Source organism: Ensifer sp. R-19, from assembly GCF_049905105.1.
In the GTDB taxonomy this organism is placed as follows: Bacteria; Pseudomonadota; Alphaproteobacteria; order Rhizobiales; family Rhizobiaceae; genus Ensifer.
In genome coordinates this window covers 2,606,192-2,622,929 of sequence record NZ_CP184569.1, presented here as the reverse complement: position 1 = coordinate 2,622,929, position 16,738 = coordinate 2,606,192, and the positions used below count along the sequence as shown (strand labels likewise).

16 protein-coding genes are annotated in these 16,738 nt (G+C 63.3%); 7 read left to right on the top strand and 9 right to left on the bottom strand.

Annotated features, from left to right (window positions below):
• The first annotated feature begins 122 nt into the window (after window positions 1-122).
• Window positions 123-800 (top strand): hypothetical protein, encoded by a 678-nt coding sequence (locus tag ACN9MO_RS12865; protein WP_110879329.1) that lies wholly within the window; start codon window positions 123-125, stop codon window positions 798-800.
• 194 nt (window positions 801-994) lie between these two features.
• Here ACN9MO_RS12865 and ACN9MO_RS12860 read toward each other — a convergent pair whose 3' ends face one another.
• The 4 genes from ACN9MO_RS12860 to ACN9MO_RS12845 form a co-directional block, all read right to left on the bottom strand.
• Window positions 995-1,828, bottom strand: coding sequence for a transglutaminase family protein (locus tag ACN9MO_RS12860; RefSeq protein WP_112994310.1), 834 nt, complete (start codon window positions 1,826-1,828; stop codon window positions 995-997).
• Between the two features lie 15 nt (window positions 1,829-1,843).
• Entirely contained in the window at window positions 1,844-2,782 is a 939-nt protein-coding gene (locus tag ACN9MO_RS12855) for an alpha-E domain-containing protein (RefSeq protein WP_057252951.1), read from the bottom strand.
• Between the two features lie 4 nt (window positions 2,783-2,786).
• On the bottom strand, window positions 2,787-4,181 hold the full coding sequence (locus ACN9MO_RS12850) for a circularly permuted type 2 ATP-grasp protein (protein ID WP_162733537.1): 1,395 nt from the start codon (window positions 4,179-4,181) through the stop codon (window positions 2,787-2,789).
• A gap of 235 nt (window positions 4,182-4,416) precedes the next feature.
• Window positions 4,417-5,502 carry a YeiH family protein gene (locus ACN9MO_RS12845; protein WP_425985107.1) on the bottom strand — a complete coding sequence of 362 codons (1,086 nt, stop codon included), beginning with the start codon at window positions 5,500-5,502 and terminating at the stop codon, window positions 4,417-4,419.
• Window positions 5,503-5,583: 81 nt separating this feature from the next.
• Between ACN9MO_RS12845 and ACN9MO_RS12840 the strand changes: the two genes are divergently transcribed.
• From ACN9MO_RS12840 to ACN9MO_RS12830, 3 genes are all read left to right on the top strand, one after another.
• Entirely contained in the window at window positions 5,584-6,453 is an 870-nt protein-coding gene (locus ACN9MO_RS12840) for a LysR family transcriptional regulator (RefSeq protein WP_113131786.1), read from the top strand.
• An 80-nt stretch (window positions 6,454-6,533) separates the two neighbouring features.
• Entirely contained in the window at window positions 6,534-6,989 is a 456-nt protein-coding gene (locus tag ACN9MO_RS12835; RefSeq protein ID WP_057252957.1) for a GyrI-like domain-containing protein, read from the top strand.
• 183 nt (window positions 6,990-7,172) lie between these two features.
• The gene (locus ACN9MO_RS12830; RefSeq protein ID WP_113131785.1) at window positions 7,173-8,051 is read left to right on the top strand and encodes a DMT family transporter; all 879 of its coding nucleotides are present in this window, start codon (window positions 7,173-7,175) and stop codon (window positions 8,049-8,051) included.
• 51 nt (window positions 8,052-8,102) lie between these two features.
• On the opposite strand, the gene ACN9MO_RS12825 is transcribed toward ACN9MO_RS12830, so the two are convergent.
• From ACN9MO_RS12825 to ACN9MO_RS12815, 3 genes are all read right to left on the bottom strand, one after another.
• Window positions 8,103-9,653: a DEAD/DEAH box helicase gene (locus tag ACN9MO_RS12825; RefSeq protein WP_112994362.1), complete on the bottom strand. Its 1,551-nt coding sequence runs from the start codon at window positions 9,651-9,653 to the stop codon at window positions 8,103-8,105.
• Window positions 9,654-9,948: 295 nt separating this feature from the next.
• The gene (locus ACN9MO_RS12820; protein WP_113131784.1) at window positions 9,949-11,049 is read right to left on the bottom strand and encodes a DNA alkylation repair protein; all 1,101 of its coding nucleotides are present in this window, start codon (window positions 11,047-11,049) and stop codon (window positions 9,949-9,951) included.
• A gap of 34 nt (window positions 11,050-11,083) precedes the next feature.
• Window positions 11,084-11,383: a hypothetical protein gene (locus ACN9MO_RS12815; RefSeq protein ID WP_057252963.1), complete on the bottom strand. Its 300-nt coding sequence runs from the start codon at window positions 11,381-11,383 to the stop codon at window positions 11,084-11,086.
• Window positions 11,384-11,530: 147 nt separating this feature from the next.
• Here ACN9MO_RS12815 and ACN9MO_RS12810 point away from each other — a divergent pair, with 147 nt between their 5' ends.
• On the top strand, window positions 11,531-12,205 hold the full coding sequence (locus ACN9MO_RS12810) for a helix-turn-helix transcriptional regulator (protein ID WP_058321186.1): 675 nt from the start codon (window positions 11,531-11,533) through the stop codon (window positions 12,203-12,205).
• Between the two features lie 126 nt (window positions 12,206-12,331).
• A complete protein-coding gene (locus ACN9MO_RS12805) occupies window positions 12,332-12,781 on the top strand; it encodes a host attachment protein (RefSeq protein WP_057252966.1) in 450 nt (149 codons plus the stop codon).
• Window positions 12,782-12,847: 66 nt separating this feature from the next.
• On the opposite strand, the gene ACN9MO_RS12800 is transcribed toward ACN9MO_RS12805, so the two are convergent.
• Window positions 12,848-14,434, bottom strand: coding sequence for a trimethylamine methyltransferase family protein (locus tag ACN9MO_RS12800; protein WP_113131783.1), 1,587 nt, complete (start codon window positions 14,432-14,434; stop codon window positions 12,848-12,850).
• Between the two features lie 254 nt (window positions 14,435-14,688).
• Window positions 14,689-15,420: a tRNA (5-methylaminomethyl-2-thiouridine)(34)-methyltransferase MnmD gene (gene mnmD / locus ACN9MO_RS12795; RefSeq protein ID WP_113131789.1), complete on the bottom strand. Its 732-nt coding sequence runs from the start codon at window positions 15,418-15,420 to the stop codon at window positions 14,689-14,691.
• A 39-nt stretch (window positions 15,421-15,459) separates the two neighbouring features.
• Between mnmD and ACN9MO_RS12790 the strand changes: the two genes are divergently transcribed.
• A complete protein-coding gene (locus ACN9MO_RS12790; protein WP_113131782.1) occupies window positions 15,460-16,602 on the top strand; it encodes an NAD(P)/FAD-dependent oxidoreductase in 1,143 nt (380 codons plus the stop codon).
• The last annotated feature ends 136 nt before the right edge of the window (window positions 16,603-16,738 follow it).

Here is a 16,738-nt window from a genome sequence, read left to right as displayed (position 1 = left end):
TGTATTATCTACAACCTCCGAAACGTTTGGCTTCCGGTAGAGTCAGCGCAACCAGACTTGATCTTCCGACGTCTCCTCTAGCCTGGGTCATTCCGGCCCTACGCTTGAGAAGGAGGACGATCATGCGGAAGAATGTGCTTGCGTTGTCGCTGGGTCTTCTTGCGACGGTGGCGTTATCCGCGCCGGCATTTGGCCAAAGCGCGGAGCGCGATGGTCTCGGTGTCGGGCTGTCCGTCGGCGCAGCGAACGGGCTGAACACCAGTGTGGGGCTCGGAGGATCGGACGGCGTGAATGCCGACGTCGACGCGTCGCTGGGCGGTGCCAACGGCGTCAACGCCGCCGCCAATGCCACGGTCGGCGGTTCGCGCGGCGTCAACGCCGATGCGCAGGCGAGCGTCGGTGGCAGCAATGGCATCAACGCGGATGCCGATATCGGTCTCGGCGGTGACAACGGGCTCAACTCTTCCGTTGACGCCAGTGTTGGTGGCCGACGTGGCCTGACTGCCGGCCTCGACGTCAATACCGGCGGTGGCGACAACGGTGTCGATGTCGGGGTGGGCCTGGGGCTTGGGACCGGCACAGGCAGTTCCGGCGGAAGCAGCAGCAGTGCGGGCGGTGGCGGTGCAGGTGTTGGTTCCGGTGGCGCAGTTTCTCCAGGCGCCTCGCTCACGGCGTTCAACAAGCTGTCGAGCGCCGAACGGGTCAAGCTCATCAAGCGTTGCCGCGACGTGGTCAGTGGCGGCTATGACGGCGGACTGGTTTCGCTCTGCCGCATCCTGCAGGCGAGCGCCTCGCGCTAGAGCAATTCCAGGAAAAGTGCGAAACGGTTTTCCGTCAGGAATTGCGTAATTTCAAAGACTTAGATCACTTCAGTGTTTCGATGAAACATTGAAATACAAACGACCGGGCGGGCGTCTGCGGCTTTCATGCCGGGAGATCCAGCTTTCGATGGGGTGTTTATGGCGCCCCATCGAAGAGGTTACTGGCGCAGAGGCTACTGGCTTTGTGACTGGCTCTGACTCTGGCTTTGCTGCTTTTGCTCGACGGTTACCGAAACTTTCAGCGTTTCCTTGGCTTCGCCATGGATCAGGCCGGAGATCGGCGCGGCGTCGCGGTAGCAGAGGCCGGAAGCTATGCGAACGTAGCGATCGTCGGGGCAGATCTTGTTGGCGGCGTCGAAGCCGACCCAGCCGAGCCCGTTCAGATGCACTTCGGCCCAGGCGTGGCTCGCCGTCTGATCCGGCTGGCCTTCCATCATCAGATAGCCCGAGATGTAGCGCGCCGGCAGGTCGAGCGAGCGCGACGCTGCGATCAGGATGTGGGCGTGGTCCTGGCAGACGCCGCTGCCGCTTTCGAGCGCATCCTCGGCCGTCGTCTCCGCGTGGGTCTCGCCGGGTTTGTACTCAACCGCCTTGTGGATTGTCTCCATCAGCGCATGCATGCGGGCAAGGTCGGTGTCGCCTTCGGCGGATTTTGCGAGTTCGCGGATCAGCTTGCCGGCCTTGGTCAAAGGCGTTTCGCGGGCATAGAGCCAGAGCGGTACGTAGGACTGGTGCGGCCCGAAGACGCCGGCGCGGTCCTCCGTATGGACCTCGCCGGAGGCGGTGATGCGGATCGCGTCGCGGTCGCCGTCGACGCTGACGAGATGAACCCGGTTGCCGAAGTGGTCGTCGTAGCTCACTTCGATTGCCGCGCCATCGACAAGGGTATCCCAGCCGAGAACGGTCTGGCCGGCCTGGGTCAGTGGCGTCAGCCGCAGACGCTGCAGCGCGTATTGCACGGGTTCGTCATAGTGGTATTCGGTCGTGTGGCTGATCTTCAGGTGCATGCCATTCTCCCGAACTCAGTTGAACCGGTAACCGTCGGAGATTTCCTGTCCCAGACGGTTGTTGTGGCTGATGAAGTCTTCGAGATATTCGTGCAGGCCCACATCCATGATGTCCTTGATCGACTGGCTGCGCAGCGACGCGAGCGTGCGGTCGGCCGTGTCGTGGGCGGCGTGGCGCTCGCCATATTCCCGTTCGAGGTAACCGAGATTACTGGCGATCTTCTCGTAGCAATAGGCAAGCGAGCGGGGCATGCGGCCGTTGGAAATCAGGAAGTCGGCGATGTTGGCGGGGCGGAGCTCGGCATCATAGACCCAGCCATAGGCGCGGTGGGCCGAGACCGAGCGCAGGATCGATTCCCACTGAACATTGTCCATCGACGAGCCGACGGCGGCGACTGCCGGCAGGAGCACGTAGTATTTCACGTCGAGGATGCGGGCGGTGTTGTCCGCTCGCTCGATGAAAGTGCCGATGCGCGAGAAGTTGAAGATCTCGTTCCGGAGCATCGTGCCGTGGAAGGCACCACGGATGAGGCCGGCGCGGCGCTTGATCGTATCGATGATCTCGGGCATGTCGGTCGGACGGGCCTTCCTGGAGAGGATCGTCTTCATTTCGAGGTAGCATTCGTTCGTCGCTTCCCAGGTCTCGCGCGTCAGCGCCGTGCGGACCATGCGCGCATTGTGGCGTCCCGCCTCGATGCACGACATCACGCTCGACGGATTGGCGCGGTCGCGCAAAAGGAAATCGATCGCGTCGATGCTCGTCAGCGTCTCGTGCACTTCGTCGTAGAGTTCGCGCACGCCCGCACTTTGCAGCACGCCGTCCCAGTCGCCCTCCGTGGCTTCGCTGCGGGTCAGCGCCATGCGCAGTCCGGCATCGATCAGTCGGGCGCTGTTTTCGGCGCGTTCGATGTAGCGGAACATCCAGTAGAGACCGTTTGCAGTTCTTCCCAACATGGTCTCAGTCCTCCAGTACCCAGGTGTCCTTGGTCCCGCCACCCTGGCTGGAGTTCACGACGAGCGAACCAGCCTTGAGTGCCACGCGCGTCAGGCCGCCGGGAATGATCTGCACCTTGTCGGAGACGAGGACATAGGGGCGAAGGTCGACGTGCCGGGGCGCGATACCCTTGTTGACGAGGATCGGCACGGTGGAAAGCGAAAGCGTCGGCTGGGCGATGTAGTTGGTCGGGCGGCTCTTCAGCTTTTCGGCAAAGAAGGCGCGCTCCTTCTTGCTGGCGGTCGGGCCGACCAGCATGCCGTAACCGCCGGATCCGTGCACCTCCTTGACCACCAGCTCTTCCAGATGTTCGAGCACGTATTTCAGGCTCTGTGGCTCGGAACAGCGCCAGGTCGGCACGTTTTCAAGCAGTGGCTTGCGGCCAGTATAGAACTCGACGATCTCGGGCATATAGGAATAGATCGCCTTGTCGTCGGAAATCCCGGTGCCGGGCGCATTGGCAATTGTGATGTTGCCGGCGCGGTAGACATCCATGATGCCGGGAATGCCAAGCGCCGAATCCGGACGGAAGGTGAGCGGATCGAGGAAGTCGTCGTCGACGCGGCGGTAAAGCACGTCGATCGCCTCGTAGCCGCGGGTGGTGCGCATCTTCACCTTGCCGTCGATGACGCGCAGATCCGAACCCTCGACCAGTTCGACGCCCATCATGTCGGCGAGGAAGGCATGTTCATAGTAGGCGGAGTTGTAGATACCGGGCGTGAGCACGGCGACGCGCGGCTTGCCGCTGCAGCCGAGGGGTGCCAGCGACGCCAGGCTCTGGCGCAAGAGATTCGGGTAGTTCTCCACCGGGCGCACGCGGTTCTGATGGAAGAGTTCGGGGAACATCTGCATCATCGTCTCCCGGTTTTCCAGCATGTAGCTGACACCGGATGGCGTGCGCGCATTGTCCTCGAGCACGTAGAACTGATCTTCACCTGTTCTCACGATGTCGGTGCCGACGATATGGGTGTAGACGCCGCCCGGCGGCCTGAAGCCGATCATCTGCGGCAGGAAGGCGACGTTCTTCTCGATCAGCTCTCGCGGCACGCGTCCGGCGCGGATGATTTCCTGCTTGTGGTAGATGTCGTCGAGAAAGGCGTTGAGCGCGATGACCCGCTGTTCGATGCCTTGGGCGAGCTTGCGCCATTCGCGGCCGGAAATGATGCGGGGGATGAGGTCGAAGGGGATGAGCTTTTCGGATGAGTCTGCGTGTCCGTAGACCGCGAAGGTGATGCCGGTTTTCCGGAATATGTTCTCGGCTTCCCTGGATTTGGCTATGAGCCGATTTTTGTCCTGGCTGGCATACCATTCATGATAGGTCGAATATGGCTGGCGCGGACTGCTATCCGCATTCATCATTTCGTCAAATGCCAAAGGCGTGGTCCCCTTATTTTTGACCATTTGAGTACAACGCTGGTTGCAATGCAAGAAGCGTGCTCAGTCGCCGGAAAAGAAAATTGGCATCGATCTTCTCGCCCATTCACGGGGAAAACTGCCCAACAACCCGGCAGCGGGATCCGGCCGCCGAAAGGTGTGGCGGCCGAGCGGCTGCAAAATATGCATATGCTCTAAAATTGGGCGCGGATTTTCGGTGCTAGCCGAGGCCCAGGCAAGCGATCGCGAGCGCTGACAGGATGCAGAGCACGAGAAGCGAGAGCAGGGCAGCGGCACTGGCGCGCGGGCCGGCATTGGCGAGCGTGCGGACGTCGACCTCGAGGCCGAGAGCGGCCATGGCGATGACGGTCAGCCAGGTGGAGACCTTCACGGCGCCTGTCGCGACCGGGTCGGGGACTACGCCGCTATTGCGGGCAATGGCGACGACCAGGAAACCGAGGATGAACCAGGGGACGAAGTGGGCGACAGGAGTGAGGCGCGATCCCACTGTGCGGCGTTCGCTCGGTTCGGCTTCAGGTTCAGCATCGCGGCCGCCGATCAGCGAGAAACAGAAGACGACGGGGCCGAGCATCAGCACGCGCACGAGCTTGACGAGCGTGCCGACCTGAACCGAGAGCGAACTGAAAGGGCTGGCAGCGGCGAGAACCTGCGGCACGGCATAGACGGTCATGCCGGCAAAGACGCCGTAGCCCTGCGGCGTCATGCCGAGCCAGCCGCCGACGAAGGGTAGAGACAGGACGACGGCGATGCCGAGAATGGCGGTAAAGGAAATGGCGGCGGCAACCTCTTCGCCGCGGGCGCCGATTGCCGGAGCGACGGCGGCGATGGCGGAATTGCCGCAGATGGCGTTGCCGCAGGCGATCAAGGTCGCGAGCCGCTTCGGCAGGCCGAGCAGCCGTGCGATCAGGTAGCCGGTGGCGATCGACATGACAACCATGGCGACGATGGTGACAAGCAGGGTCGGCCCGCTTTCGGCGAGCGCATCGAAGCTCAGCATGGCGCCGATCAGGACGATTGCGGTCTCCAGCAGAACCTTGGCGGAGAAATGGATGCCGGAGAGGAAGCGGGCGCTGGGCGTCCAGATCGTGCGGACGATGGTGCCAAGCAGAATGGCAAGAACGAGGGCCTCCAGCCATGCCCGGCCCGTCCAGCGCCACTCGATCCATTCAAGGCCGATGGCCGCGAGCGCGACGAGGCAGCAGAGGAAAAGGCCCGGAAGAATGCAGGTCAGGCGGGAGGAGGCGGAGCAAAATGCGGAGCGAAATGTGGGATGCGATCTGGACATGGCGGGCAACCTACGCCGATCCATGAATCAGTCTAACGGATTATTCTTGTCATTCTGATCGATTTTTGCGATTGATTTGCCATGACACTCGATCAACTTAGAATCTTCGTCGCGGTCGCCGAGCGCCTGCACATGACGAAAGCCGCCGAGGCGATGAACGTCACCCAGTCGGCCGCAAGTGCTGCCATCGCGGCGCTCGAAACCCAGCACGACGTGCGTCTGTTCGATCGCGTCGGCCGTGGTCTGGCACTGACGGACGCGGGCAAGACGTTCCTGCCGGAGGCGAGGGCGGTTCTCGCTCGGGCGATGGCCGCGGCGGCCTGCCTCAACGATCTTTCCCAGCTTCGCCGCGGCGAACTGTCGATTGCCGCTAGCCAGACGGTTGCGAGCTACTGGCTGCCGGCGCGTCTGGCGCGCTTCACCCACGACTATCCGCAGGTCGACGTGAAACTCACCGTGCGCAACACCGCCGTCGTTGCCGAGGCGGTAGAGGAGGGGACGGTGCAGCTCGGCTTCGTTGAAGGGCGGGTCGATGGTGCCAAGCTCGACCACCGCCGCGTCGCGGTCGATCGCATCGCGGTCTATGCTTCGCCCGCGCATCCGCTTGTCGGCGCCCCGGTCAATCTGGAGATGCTGCTTGCCGCGCGCTGGGTGCTGCGTGAAGAGGGCTCCGGCACGCGGGCAATGTTCCTGCAATCGATGGGGGATTATGGAGCGGAGCTTGACGGGTTGAAGATCGAGCTCGAGCTGCCTTCGAACGAAGCGGTACTGACGGCCGTCGAAAGCGGTCCTTTCGTCACGGCCGTGTCCCGGCTCGCCGCCCAGCCCTTCGTTGATAGCGGCCGGCTGGTCGAGTTGCCGTTTGAACTGGCGGAGCGCAATTTCGAACTCTTGACCCATCGCGAGAGGCAGTTTAGCCACGCGGCCCGCGCCTTCGTGGAACTGCTTTGAGGCAAATTCCGTTCTACTCCTGCGATTGGCCTTCGTGTGACAGGCCAAAAATTGCAGGACCTTCGTTTGATGAGGTGGTCATGGCGTTCGAAATCGTTGAAAGACCGGCCCAGCGCATAGCCGGCTCGTTTTGGGAAGGTACCTTTGGCGAGGCGGCCGAAGGGGCCGTGCGCCGACTGATCGCCGAGATGCAGGGGCACCACCAACACCTTCATCCCGGGGACCATGCAGCTCTCGTCGGTATTTCCTGGAACGATCGCCCTGACGGCTTCCGCTATCTTGTCGGTTATGTCGCCGACAAGGCCGAGACCTCGGTTCACCCTGGACACGTCGACCTGCCGGCCATGCGTTTCGTCACCGCCTTGCATCATCCGGAAAGCGGCGACGCCTTTGCTCATTACCAGAAAATGTTCGATTGGATGGCGGCCGAAGGACATGCGGCCGATACCGCCTTGCTGCACTATCGCGAGGAGTACGAGCCCGGCTTCGTTTCGCTGTCGCTTTCCTCGCTCCGGCTGATGGTTCCGATTGGCTGATGCTTGCCATCAGAAAAATTGCTTTGACCATCAGTGTGGTCGCGTCTACTTGCCTCAATGCCTAAATCGCAATGATTAGGCTCGAAATCATCCGGTAGATCAGAGTATTCAGCGACTTGAGGCCGCCTTCCGTTGAGCGGGCTGTACGCCGCCGCTCTGCCGCCGTTATCCGATAGGCCCATCATGCTCGCCCGCCTGGCTCCCGCCATCTTCGTTCTGCTCTGGTCGACCGGCTGGGTCGTCGCGAAATATGCGGCTGCCTACGCGGATCCGCTGACCTTTCTGGTTTTGCGTTACACGCTGGCGATCGCGCTCTTCATCCTGTTTTGCATCGTCACCGGCGCCCGGTGGCCAAAGTCCTGGTCGGTGGCCGGCCATGCCGTGGTGTCAGGCATGTTTTTGCACGGGCTCTATCTCGGCGCCGTCTGGTGGGCGATCGGTGAGGGTGTTCCCGCCGGTATCTCCGGCATCATTGCCGGCCTGCAGCCGTTGATGACTGCCGTCGCGGCGGCCTTCGTGATCGACGAAAAGCTGACGACCCAACAGAAGCTCGGACTGGTGCTCGGTTTCTTCGGCATTGCGCTAGCCGTGCTGCCGAAGGTGCTGGCGATAGATACCGGCGCGACGCCGATCCACCTCCTGCCTGTCATCGTCAACGTGCTCGGCATGGCCGCCGTCACCTATGGCACGCTCTATCAGAAGCGCCATCTCCAGAGCGGCGACATCCGCAGCATCGCAGCACTGCAATATCTCGGCGCGCTGATCGTGACGATCCCGCTGGCGCTGCTGCTGGAAGATCTGCACGTCACCTGGAACCTCCAGGTCGTGCTCGCACTCGCCTGGTCGGTCCTAGGGCTTTCGATGGGCGCGATCGCGCTGCTGCTCTATCTCATCCGCCGCGGCCAGGTGTCGCGCGCAGCCTCGCTCATCTATCTCGTGCCGCCGCTTGCCGCAGTGCAGGCGTGGCTCTTCTTCGGCGAAGCGCTGACGCTGCCGATGGTCATGGGGACGGTGATCGCCGTCGCGGGCGTCTATCTTACCAACCGCAAGCAGCGGGCATAAAAAAACGGCGGGTCGCTTAGGCCCGCCGTTCATTTCAGCGATTTTTAGAAATCAGCCCTGGTGGCCGCGGTTGCCGCCGTTGCCACGACGCTGGCCCTGGCCGCCTTCGCGACGCTCGCCACCACCGCGGTTTTCGTTGCGGCCGCCATGGTTGCGGTCGCGACGGTCGCCCTGCTTCTGGCCGGGACGTCCGTGGTGCTTCTTGCCCTCATGGTTGCGGTTGCCTTCGCCACGGCCGTCGTTCTGCGGATGGCCGTGATCGCGGCGCTCCTGGCGCTGCGGGCGGCGCTCGTCGCGCAACAGGTCATCGCCGGTAAAGCCGCTGGTCGCTGCCACCGGCTCGCCGGCCGGGCGTTCGCGACGCGGAGGACGGCCGCCGTTCTGGTGCTGGCCGCCGCCATTGCCCTTGCGATGGCCGGCGCCGTTGTTGCCGCGGCCGCTGCGACTCTTGGAGGGGCGGGCCTGGTCGGCCGGCGCTTCGCCGCTGGCAACAGCAATGTTGATGCCCATCAGCTTCTCGATGTCGCGCAGCAGGCGGATTTCGTCCGGAGCGCAGAAGGCTATCGCGATGCCGTCGCGGCCGGCGCGCGCGGTGCGGCCGATGCGGTGAACATAGGCATCAGGCACTTCCGGCAGGTCATAGTTGTAGACGTGGGTGACGCCGGGGATGTCGATGCCGCGGGCGGCGACGTCGGTGGCGACAAGCACGCGGATCTCGCCATCACGGAAGGCCTTCAGTGCCCGCTCGCGCTGGCCCTGGCTCTTGTTGCCGTGGATCGAGGCGGCCTTGAAGCCCACGTGGTCGAGGTGCTTCATCAGCTTCTCGGCACCATGCTTGGTGCGGCTGAAGATCAGCGACAGGCCGTCCGGATTGTCGGTCAGCGTCTTCTTGAGGATGGTCGTCTTCAGGTCCTTGCCGGGAACGAAGTGAACATACTGTTCGACCTTGTCGGCGGCCTTGCCCGGAGGTGTGACTTCAACCTTGATCGGGTTGGTCAGGTACTCGCCGGCAAGCTCGGCAATCTGCTTCGGCATGGTGGCCGAGAACAGCAGCGTCTGGCGGTTCTTCGGCACGAGCTTGGAGATCTTGCGCAGGTCGTGGATGAAGCCGAGGTCGAGCATCTGGTCGGCTTCGTCAAGGACGAGGTAGCGCCCTTGCGTCAGCGTCACGGCCTTGCGGTTGACGAGATCGAGCAGGCGGCCCGGTGTTGCGACCAGGATGTCGACGCCGCGGGCGAGCTGCTCGGTCTGCTTGTTGATCGAGACACCGCCGACGACAACGCCGATTTTCAGCGGAGACTTCTTGACGAAGAGCTTGAGGTTGGCAGCGATCTGGTTGACCAGTTCGCGGGTCGGGGCAAGTACGAGGGCGCGGATGTTGCGCGGATCGGGGCGCTTGCCTTCGGCAACGAGCTTTTCGATCATCGGCAGGCCGAAGGCGGCCGTCTTGCCGGTGCCGGTCTGGGCGAGACCGATGAGATCGTTGCCCTTCAGCACCTGAGGAATGGCCTGCGCCTGGATCGGCGTCGGTTTTTCGAAGCCGTTGGCGGACAGGGTCTCCAGAATGTGCTCGGAGAGGCCGAGATCTTTAAAGGTGGACAAATGCATATACCTTTTGGGGGCGCCAAACGCATTCGCCGGAACCGCATCCTTGCTGTTCCGGTGTCGTTTGGCGTCAAGAACCCCGCGTGAATTGGGAACTTGTGGGTTAAGAAAAAAGTCGTCAAGCGCCTGTGCTGTCGCCGCTTACGGCGTATGGGTGCGCTTTTCCTTCTTCACGGCTTTCTGTGTTGCCGAGGGCGCGCTCACGCGGCGGCCTGAAGGTGACGCTGGGCACCATGTCGTCGTTTTGGGCGAAAAAGTCAAGGTGCATCTTTTCGCAGGTGCGAAATAAGATCTACTCCAGCGCGAGATCAAAGCCGGCTTCAGCCGCTTCCTGGCCGTTGACGAGGATGACGATGCGGTGCGCGCCCGGATAGTAACGCCGGGTGGTGATCGGTCGGATCGCATGGCGTTTTTCGATCTCGATCGAGCGGCCGGGCGCAAGCGTCGCCGAGGTCCATTTGAACACTTTCGGCGATGACGCGCCGTTCGCCTTGCGGTGATGCACGGCGTAATCGATCATCACCTTCTGGCTCGTCTCGGCGTCATGACTGACGGCCAGGCGCAGGCCGAGGCTTTCGCCGAGCACGATCTCGGAGCGGTCGAGCGAGAACCTGGCATTGATGCCGGCCGGGGGAGCGAAGCCGAAATTGCCAAGCGCGTCCGGGTGGCCCTGCTTCAGGAGCGTGCGCGAGGCATGGCGCAGCAACTGGCGGCGCTCCGGCGCCGCGTCGCCGATATGCCCGGCGACGAAAGCCACCACCAGATCCGGATGGTCCTTGGCGATGTCGTTGAGGCTGTTGGCGACCGAGCGGCGCACATAGTCCTCGGGGTCGTCGAGAAGGGCCGTCAGGATCGGCAGGATCGGCTTCGGATCGCGGATGAGTTTCGGCAGCCGCATTGCCCAGGGCAGGCGCGGGCGCGTGCCTTCGCTCGCCAGCCGGCGGACGTGATGGTTGGTGTCTTGGGTCCAGGAGTGGATCGTGGCAAGAGCGCGCTCCTGATCGCGATCGATGAAGACGCGAATGCCGAACTCGGCGGTGAAATGCGGCGTCAGTGCACGCAGCAGCGACAGCGACAGGTCGAACTCCCCAAGGCCGCGCAAGGCAACGTACTGGCTGAGGGGGAGCAATGCCCAGCCGCTGAGACCGGGCGCATCGTCTCGGGGCAGGCAGGCCGCAAGAATGGCGGCCGCTTCAGGGAACGGCTGCGGCAGCGTTTCGACCAGCGCATCACGGATCTTGAGCGAACGCTGCATCAGTTCCAGCGTTTCGAGGCCATCGCCCGCTAGCCGCAAGAATTTCTCCCGATCGAAGGCGCTGGCGCCACGGGCGATCCGGTCGGCGATATCGGTGACGACGCCGGGGTGCAGCAGGTTCTTCAGTGGTTCGGCCATCGCTAGGCAGTCCTTCGCTCGTTTCTCTGGCCGCTCAGATCTTCTGGCCGTCGGTAAAATGCTGCACCAGCATTACCGCGCTGATTGTCGCCGCGTAAGGCGCAAACTCCGGATCGACACGAACGCGCTCACCGGCCGATTGGGCGGCCTCAAGCGTCTCCCATTCGACCAGGTCCGCAAACATGCCCGAGGTCTCGCAGGAATCGACGGCGCGCCAGGAGACGAACCCGGGATAGCGGGAAACGGCCTGCATCGCCCGGCGGCGCGTGGCTGTCGCCGCGGGTTTGTCGAGAACGATGCAAACGGCAAGCTCAAGGATGTGGTCGCTGGTCATGTTCATGCTCCATGTCTGTTGGAGCTTGATTTAGCATAGGGCAACTGACAGCCTTATGGCCATAGTCGACACCGGCATGCTTGTGCCTGCCGGACGGTCGCTATAGCCCTTTCAAACGTGGGAGAGAATGGCGAAGGGAGACCACGGATGAGACCCGCCGACCGGCTGTTTCGCATTATCCAGCTCCTGCGCGCGACCGGCCGGGCGATGACGGCGCGGGAGATCGCCGAGAAGATGGAGGTCGCGCAGCGGACGATCTATCGCGACATGGAGCATCTGATCGCTTCCGGTGCGCCAATCGATGGCGAGCGTGGTGTCGGCTATCTGCTGCGCGGGGCCTTCGACGCGCCGCCGCTCGCCTTCACCTTCGAGCAGCTCGAAGCGCTCGCCTTCGGTGCCAGGGCCGTGCAGATGCTGGGCGACGGGCGACTTGCTCGATCGGCGCGCGAGGCGATGGAGAAGATCGCCCACGGCTTGCCTCCCGAACACCGGCAGCGGCTGATGGCGGCACCACTTCGCGCCTTCCGCTCGGCGCTCCAGCCGGAACCGCCGGCACTGCTCGGCGATCTGCGCCAGGCGATCGCGGAGCGGCGCAAGCTTCGCCTCAGCTATGACAGCCTCAAGAACGAGCACTCAGAGCGGATCATCTGGCCGCTGGGCTTAAGCGTCTTCGGCCACTTCTGGCTGCTGACGGGCTGGTGCGAGCTGAGGTCGGATTTCCGCGATTTCCGCGTCGACAGGATCAGCTCCGTTCACGTCGAGCGCGAGCGTTACGAGGTGACAGCGGAGCGCAGCTTCGAGGCCTATGTCGCGCGGATGTGATCGCCGTTACAGGCCGAAACAATTGCTGCTGAGCGGCGTTTTGATGGAACCGAACCGAGCCTCGCGCGTTTCCTTCCAGGGCCTTTTCGGCCCGCCACGATCAACACCTTTCACTGGGAGACAATCGTGCAGAACCGGACATGGATACTGGTCGCGGACGGCAACACCGCGCGCATCGTCAAGGGCGTGAACCTGTTGAAGGAGGAACGCCAGCGGCCGGACGAGGAAACCTTTCACACCGAACCGAAACGCGTTCAGGACATCATGGCGGATAAGCCGGGCAGAGCGCACTCGTCCGACGGGCACGGCCGCTCCGCCATGGAATACAAGAGCGATCCCGTTCGCGAGGAGCAGCAGCGCTTCGTCGCCGACGTTGCTGAAAGGCTGGAAAGTTACGCGGCCGACCACGCTTTCGACAGCCTGGTGATCTGCGCCGCCCCAAGGACGCTCGGCGATTTCAGAAAACAGCTCTCCGCGCATGTGAGGGAGCGGACGGTCGCTGAGATTGACCGCAATTGTGTCGCTGCAACGACGGAGCAATTGATCGCCACGGCGCGGGCTGCCGTCTTTCCCTGAGCCCGGCTTGTAGGGCTCGCCTCCATACTAGCGGCTGCTCGTGCAATCAGCCAACGCGGCGCTCCGTCAGAAGTCCGTCGGGACGCCGCCCTCTGCCTTACGTCTGGCGACAAAGGCATCAAGTTCCTCTTCGATCGCCGGATCGAGCGGCGGGCGCTCATATTCGTTGAGCTTCTGCTTGAAGATCCGGTTGGCATGATCGTAGGTGGTCGGCCGTCCGGCTTCTGTCCAGGTCTCGAAGTTGCGCCAGTCGGACAGGATAGGCGAATAGAAGGCGGTCTCGTAGCGCTGCAGCGTGTGCAGCGTGCCGAAGTAATGGCCGCCGGGGCCGACGTCGCGCACGGCGTCGAGGCCTAGCGCATCCTCGCTGACATCGAGCGGCGTCAAATATTCCGCCACCATCTGCAGCATGTCGACGTCGAGAATGAACTTCTCGAAGGAGGCCGTGAGCCCGCCCTCGGTCCAGCCGGCTGCATGCATGACGAAGTTGCCGCCGCCCTGGGTCAGCGCCCAGAGCGACATGGCGGACTCGTAGGCGGCTTGAGCGTCGAGCGTGTTGGCGGCATTGGTGTTCGAGGTGCGGTAGGGGATGTTGTAGCGGCGGGCGAGCTGGCCGCCGGCGACCACCGCCTTCATGTATTCCGGCGTGCCGAAGGCGGGTGCGCCGGTCTTCATGTCGACGTTCGAGGTGAAACCGCCATACATGACGGGTGCGCCGCGCCTGACCATCTGGGTGAAGGCGATGCCGCACAGTGCCTCGGCGTTCTGCTGAACCAGTGCGCCGGCGATCGTCACCGGTGCCATCGCGCCGGCCAATGTGAAGGGCGTGACCACCACCACCTGATTGCGCGAGGACATCTCGATGATGCCCTGCAGCATCGGTCCGTCGAGGCGGAGCGGAGAGGAGGTGTTAATGATGGTGAACAGCGAAGGCTCGCGCTCCATCTGCTCCATGGAGATGCCGCGGCCGATGCGGGCGATCTCGATGCCGTCGGTGTTGCGCTGCTTCCCAAGCGAATAGGCGTGGAAGACCTTGTCGGTAAGCTTCACCATGTCGGAGAGGCAGTCGAGGTGGCGGACTGAGGCATGCAGATCGACCGGCTCGACCGGATAGCCGCCGGTCGTGTGCACGATGTCGTAGGACTGGGCGAGCTTTACCAGCTTGCGGAAGTCTTCATGGTTGCCGGTGCGGCGGCCGCCATCACGATCGGCGACGAAGGGCGCGCTGGCGATCTGGGCGAAGACGAGATTGTTGCCGCCGATCGCGACGTTGCGCGCCGGGTTGCGGGCGTGCATCGTGAAGGCCGGAGGCACGGAGGCGATCATGTCCATGATCAGCCCGCGGTCGAAGCGCACCCGGTCGGTGCCGGGCGTCACATCGGCGCCTGCGGCCTTCATCCGGTCGCGTGCTTCCGGCAGGATGATGTCCATGCCGATCTCTTCGAGGATGGTCAGCGACGCGTCATGGATCGCTTCGAGCGCATCTTCCGAAAGCACCGTGGACTTCGCCAGCGTATTGACAAGATTGAGGTATTTTCCGCCCGCGGACTTGCGGGACCGCTCGGCGCCGCGGCCGCCTGGCCTGCGTCGCCGCTCCAGCGGGGTCGAGGCCGCATCACCGGTTGCTGCATCGGGAAACTGATCGTCGTTCATGAAGGACCCACCGTGTTGCCGATGGGGTTGTGTCGCAGATCCGCAGGCGCGATGGCCCGCCATTTGCGACAGTTCAGTTCTCTTGTGGAGTAAATCGTTCCCGCTGACGCATTTTCGCAGGGCGATGGCGCAACCGTTCAAGACACGTTGAAATCGGGGGGAGCGCCTACAGCGCCGCGCGTCTTATCAGACGCGCAAAGGCCGCTGTAGCACTTTGATTTTCTGCATGTCTTTGTCCTTAAATCGAGGTCGATTTAAGGAGACATGCAGTAGGGGCGGTCGCCCCGCAGCATCTCGCGCTTGCCGGCGAAACCCTTGCGTTTTTCGACGACGAAGCCGGCGGCCTGAAGATTGCGGCGGACGAAACCGGCGGCGGCATAGGTCGCGAAGCTACCGCTGGGCGCGGTTTTTTCGAAGACGTGCCGCATCAGCTCTTCCGACCACATGTCGGGATTGCGCGAGGGGGCGAAACCGTCGAGATACCAGGCGTCGAACGGATGTTCGGTGCGGGCGACACCTTCGAGCGCCGGACCGCAGACGACCGTGAGGGTGACGCCGTCGCCAAAGTCGATGCGGACGTCACCGTCGGGGTCTGCCGGCCAGCGGGAGATCAGGGCCAGCCGTTCCGCATCGATTTCCGGCCAGTGGCTGAGCGCACGGGAAATCTCGTCGGCGGCCATGGGAAATCGCTCGAATGAGACGAAATGCAGGCGGTCGCCGGCTCCAGCGGTTGCCTTCCACTGGCGCCATGTCTCGCAGAAATTGAGCCCGGTGCCGAAGCCCAGTTCGCCGATGCGGAAGGTGCCCGTACCGACCCAGCGCTCCGGCAGGCCGTTGCCCGAAAGGAAGACGTGACCGCATTCCAGCCGCCCATCGGTGCGGCAATAAAAGTGATCGCCAAACTCCCGGGAATAGGGCATATCGGCCTCGTGCCAATCAAGGTTTTGGTGCGCTGGCGGGTCGATCGGGTCTGCTGGTCCTGTCATGGCAAAGGCGATAATCCGCCGGCCGGAGAAGGTCAATCGATGAGCGAGCTTTTGGTCGTCGGCGGCGGTATCATGGGGCTGTGGGCCGCCCTTTCCGCCGCGCGCAAGGGCATGACGGTGCGGCTCGTCGAGCAACAGGCCATCGGTGCCGGCGCGAGCGGCGGCCTACTGGGCGCGCTCATGCCGCATATGCCCGACCGCTGGAATGCCAAGAAGCAATTCCAGTTCGAAGCGCTGGTGTCCCTCGAAGAGGAGATCGCGCAGCTCGAAGCCGAGGCGGGGGTGTCGACCGGCTATCGCCGCACCGGGCGGCTGATGCCGCTCGCCAAGCCGCACTTACGCGACATTGCGCTCCGGCATGAACAGGACGCACGACAGCAATGGCGCGCGGGCGACCGGCAATTCTTCTGGCATGTCCAGGAGGAAGGCCCGCAGGGTTGGCCAGGCACGGAGGCAACGGCGCATGGCGTCGTTTTCGATACGCTGGCCGCGCGGGTGTCGCCGCGCCGCACGCTGTCGGCCCTGCGTGCCGCCCTGTTGCAGTTGCAGAATGTTCAGATCGATGAAGGCTCGGGCGTGCGCGCCATCCTTCCGGCGCACGGCAGGGCCGAGCGTGACGATGGCAGCCGGCTCAGCTTCGACCATTGCATCATCGCTGCCGGCATCGGCAGTTTCCCGCTGATCGATGCTGTGTCGGGGCCGCTGAAAGCGACGAGCGGCACGGCGGTCAAGGGCCAGGCCGCGCTCTTGAGGGCGGATGTCGATCCAGGCCTGCCGGTTATTTTCACCGATGGCGTCTACATCATCGCTCATGACGATGGCCATGTGGCGATCGGCAGCACCAGCGAGAACAGCTTTGCCGATCCACTGTCCACGGACGAACAGCTCGACGATCTCCTTCGACGCGCCACGTTGCTGGCGCCGTGTCTGGCGGATGCGGAGGTGGTCGAGCGCTGGGCCGGGCTCAGGCCAAAGTCGGCGGGGCGCGAACCCATGGTCGGGCGGCACCCTGATCATTCGAACATTTCCGTGCTGACCGGCGGCTTCAAGGTGAGCTTCGGGATTGCGCATCGGTTGGCGCGCTTCGTTGTCGACGAGATCGCCGGTCTCGCGACGCTCGATCTGCCGGAATCCTTCCTGTGCCGGAACCACATTGCGGCGCTTCGCGAGAAGCATCTCTAGAGCATCCCGCTCTCAAGTGGAATCACTGGAAGCGGAAAGATGCTCTAGATTCAAAGTGCTAGAGCGTCCTTTGTGCGTTCACTTGAACGCACGGCGCTCTAGGATCGGGCATAGGAAAGGCCCCGCCGCTGGCGGA